General features: G+C 72.4%; 2 protein-coding genes. Both read right to left on the bottom strand.

Annotated elements, in window-relative coordinates; all coding sequences use genetic code 11:
• Positions 1-352: 352 nt before the first annotated feature.
• Entirely contained in the window at positions 353-1675 is a 1323-nt protein-coding gene (dgt, locus tag L2I40_RS20770; protein WP_237217076.1) for a dGTP triphosphohydrolase, read from the bottom strand.
• 11 nt (positions 1676-1686) lie between these two features.
• Positions 1687-3147, bottom strand: coding sequence for a D-glycero-beta-D-manno-heptose-7-phosphate kinase (rfaE1, locus tag L2I40_RS20765; protein WP_237217075.1), 1461 nt, complete (start codon positions 3145-3147; stop codon positions 1687-1689).
• Positions 3148-3429: the final 282 nt, after the last annotated feature.

Raw genomic sequence — 3429 nt, 5'->3', positions numbered from 1 at the left:
CCCGGACGCTCGCCCCGGCGCGACGCCGGGCGCTGCTGCACCGCTACGCGGTGACCGCCGCCGGCCGCCTGGCCGCGCTGCAGGATCCCGCCGGCCAGGCCGAGCTGCGGGCCGCGCTCAAGGTGGAGTAGGCCCCGAACCGTCGCCCCGCCAGCCGTCGAAATCGCCATCCGCCGTATCCCACGATGTCAGGGGTACTGGCGTAGGCTGGAATTACCCGTCTCACAACCGTTTGTATCGAAAGAAACGATGCGAAATTGATTACCCGCTCGGACATCCTCTTGAAATTTTCCTGGTTACACTCAGGGCAGGACGGTCTTTTCTGTCGCGCCTGCCGGTGCCGGGAGACCGGTCAGCGGGCCGGATCGAGGCCCCGCAGGCGGGCCGCAAGGTAGCTCGCATAGTCATCCGTCATGCCGGCCACGAAATCGAGCGCGCAGCGCAGATTGTCCGAGACGGAGAACTCCTCCCGCGGCTGGTAGTCCTGCATCAGCGAGAGGACCTGCCGGTCGCGGTGCCGCATGCCCCCCAGCCCGCCCGCCTGGGCGAACGCCAGGCAGGCGGGGACGAAGACGTCGAGCGCCTTGCCGATCACGTCGGCGGCCGCGATCTCGAACTCCACCTTGCGCGGGTGGAAGTAGATGGTCCGGCGATTGAACCGCCGGATCTCCGCGAGTGCCTCGCCCGGCCTCGCGTGCTGCGCGCCGAACATGTCGATGAGGCTCGAGCCGGGCGGCACGCGGCCCTCGAGGATGGCGTCGAGATTGGCGAGGAAGGCGTCGGCCGAGGCCTCGATCAGCTTCCCCGCCGCCTTGGCGCGCAGATAGGCGATCTTCTGCGGCGGCGTCTCCTCGGCGTCGAGGCTGTTGACGCTGTCGGGGATGGCCGAGACCAGCTCGCGATAGGTGTCGAAGGGCACCATGTCGAGCTCGACCGCGTCCTCGAGGTCGGCGAGCGAATAGACGATGTCGTCGGCGGCCTCCATCAGCCAGACCGCCGGGTGGCGCGGGTTCGCGCCGTCGAGGCCGATGGCCTCGCGCACCTCGGCGAAGGCCGCCGCCTCGGTCGCGAAATGGCCGAACTTCACGCCGGGCGTGCCGCCGCGCGCGGCGCGCGGATCGGCGGCATCCCAGGGGTATTTCAGGAAGGCCGCCAGCGTGGCCATCGTCAGGCGCATCCCGCCCCGCTGCCGGTAGCCGTCGGCCCGCGTCAGGATCCGGAAGCCCTGCGCATTGCCGTCGAAATGCGCGAGGTCGGCATCGAGGCCGAGGTCGCGATGCGCGTCCAGGAAGCGCGCCATCCACTCCGCGATCACCGCCTCCCCGGCATGGCCGAAGGGCGGGTTGCCGATGTCGTGCGCGAGGCAGGTCGCCTGCACGAGATAGCCGAGTTCGTCCGGCGTGCGGCCGATGCGCGCGAGCACGTCGCGCAGTCGCGCGCCGACGGTGTAGGCGAGCGACCGCCCGACGCTCGCGACCTCGAGCGTGTGCACCAGGCGGTTGCGGATGTGGGCGTTGGAGGGCAGCGGGTGGACCTGCGTCTTCTTCTGCAGCCGCCGGAACGGGCGGGAGAAGACGATGCGGTCCTGGTCGATCTGGAAGGGGCTGCGGTGCGGCCTGTCCTTCGCCTCGCGCTCAGCGAAGCGCCGGTCGAGGAAGAGCCGTCCCCACTCCACGGGCGGTCTCCCTACCCCTTGATCCGCGCCACCGTCGCGGTCGTGCTCTGGCCGGGCAGCAGCTGCGCGAGGCGGACCACGCCGCCCCAATCCTGCACGAGGTCGCCGCCGACCACCTGCGCCACCGTGTAGTCGGCGCCCTTCACCAGCACCTCGGGGCGGATCAGCTTGATCAGCTCGATCGGGGTGTCCTCCTCGAACACCGTCACGCAATCGACGCTGGCGAGCGAGGCGAGCACCGCGGCGCGCGCCGCCTCGCCCTGGATCGGCCGCGCCGCGCCCTTCAGGCGCTTGACCGAAGCGTCGGAGTTCAGCCCGACCACCAGCCGGTCGCACCAGCCGCGCGCCTGTTCCAGCAGGTGGACATGGCCGGGATGCAGCAGGTCGAAGCAGCCATTGGTGAAGCCGACGCGCCAGCCGCGGCGCCGCCAGCGTTCCACCTGCTCGATCGCGCCGGCGCGGCCCATCACCTTGCGCAGCGCGCCGCGCTCCGGCGTCAGCGCTTCCAGCAGGTCGGATTCCCGCGCGACCGCGGTGCCGACCTTCCCCACCACGATGCCGGCCGCGATGTTGGCGAGCCGCGCGGCAAGCGGGACGGAGAGACCCGCGGCGAGACCCGCGGCGACCACCGCGACCACCGTGTCGCCCGCGCCCGAGACGTCGTGCACCTCCGGCGCCTCGGCGGGGAAGTGGCGGACCGCATCGGCCTCCACCAGCGTCATGCCGTCCTCCGACCGCGTGACGAGCACGGCGCCGAAGCCATGCGCAGCGCGGAGCGACTCCGCCGCCGCGACGATCGCCGCCTCGGTGTCCACGGGCATGCCGGTCGCCTGGGCGAGCTCGGCGCGGTTCGGGGTCAGCAGGTCGGCGCCGGCATAGCGGGCATAGTCGCTGCCCTTCGGGTCCACCACGACGCGCCTGCCGGCGGCGCGGCCGGCGGCGATCAGGCGCTGGCAGGTGTCGCCGGCCAGCACGCCCTTCTGGTAGTCGGACAGCACCATCACCGTGGTGGCGGCCACCGCGTCGGCGGCGATGCGCACCATGCGCTCGGCCAGCCTTTCGTTGATCGGGCTCGCCTGCTCGTGGTCGGCGCGCAGCAGTTGCTGGCCGGCGGCGATGAAGCGCGTCTTGGTCGTCGTCGCGCGCCCGCCCTGCACCAGCAGCCAGGGCTCGACGCCCGGCTGGCCGCCGATCAGGCCGGTCAGGTCGCTGCCGGCCTGGTCGTCGCCGACCACCGAGACGAAGGCGACCGCGGCGCCGAGGGCGGTGAGGTTGCGCACCACGTTGCCCGCGCCGCCGGGCATGGCGACCTCGCGCTCCACCGCCAGCACCGGGACGGGCGCCTCCGGCGAGACACGGGCGACGCGGCCATAGACGTAGCGGTCGAGCATGGCGTCCCCGACCACCAGGACGGAGGCGCGGCGAAGCTGCCGGACCGCCTCAGACAGCTCCGCGACCGGGATCTCGGGCATGGGGTGGTCGGCGGGCGCGGGGCCTTGCATCCCACCCGCCTAGCGCACCGCCTCCCCCCCACGCAAGGTAAGCCGGCGTGTGCGGCCAGTGCGACCGCCCACCCCACGACCGACAGCCAGCACGTCCCGATCAAAACAAGCTCCGCCCTCCGAGGATCCGGCCGCGAAGCGGCCGGCGCGCCGCGACCGACCGCGCGGCCGGGTGCGGCATGTCTGCGGCGCGCGAGCCAAGCCGCCGGAGGCGGCGCCGGCGCCTGAGGTCACCCAAAGAGAAACCCCAGC

Origin of the sequence: Falsiroseomonas oryziterrae, assembly GCF_021864505.1 — a bacterium.
Classification (GTDB): Bacteria; Pseudomonadota; Alphaproteobacteria; order Acetobacterales; family Acetobacteraceae; genus Falsiroseomonas; species Falsiroseomonas oryziterrae.
This window is presented reverse-complemented; position numbering and strand designations above follow the sequence as displayed.

Excerpts from the sequence above, each read along its gene's own strand:
- rfaE1 (WP_237217075.1), bottom strand. The coding sequence starts at position 3,147 with ATGCCCGAGATCCCGGTCGCGGAGCTGTCTGAGGCGGTCCGGCAGCTT.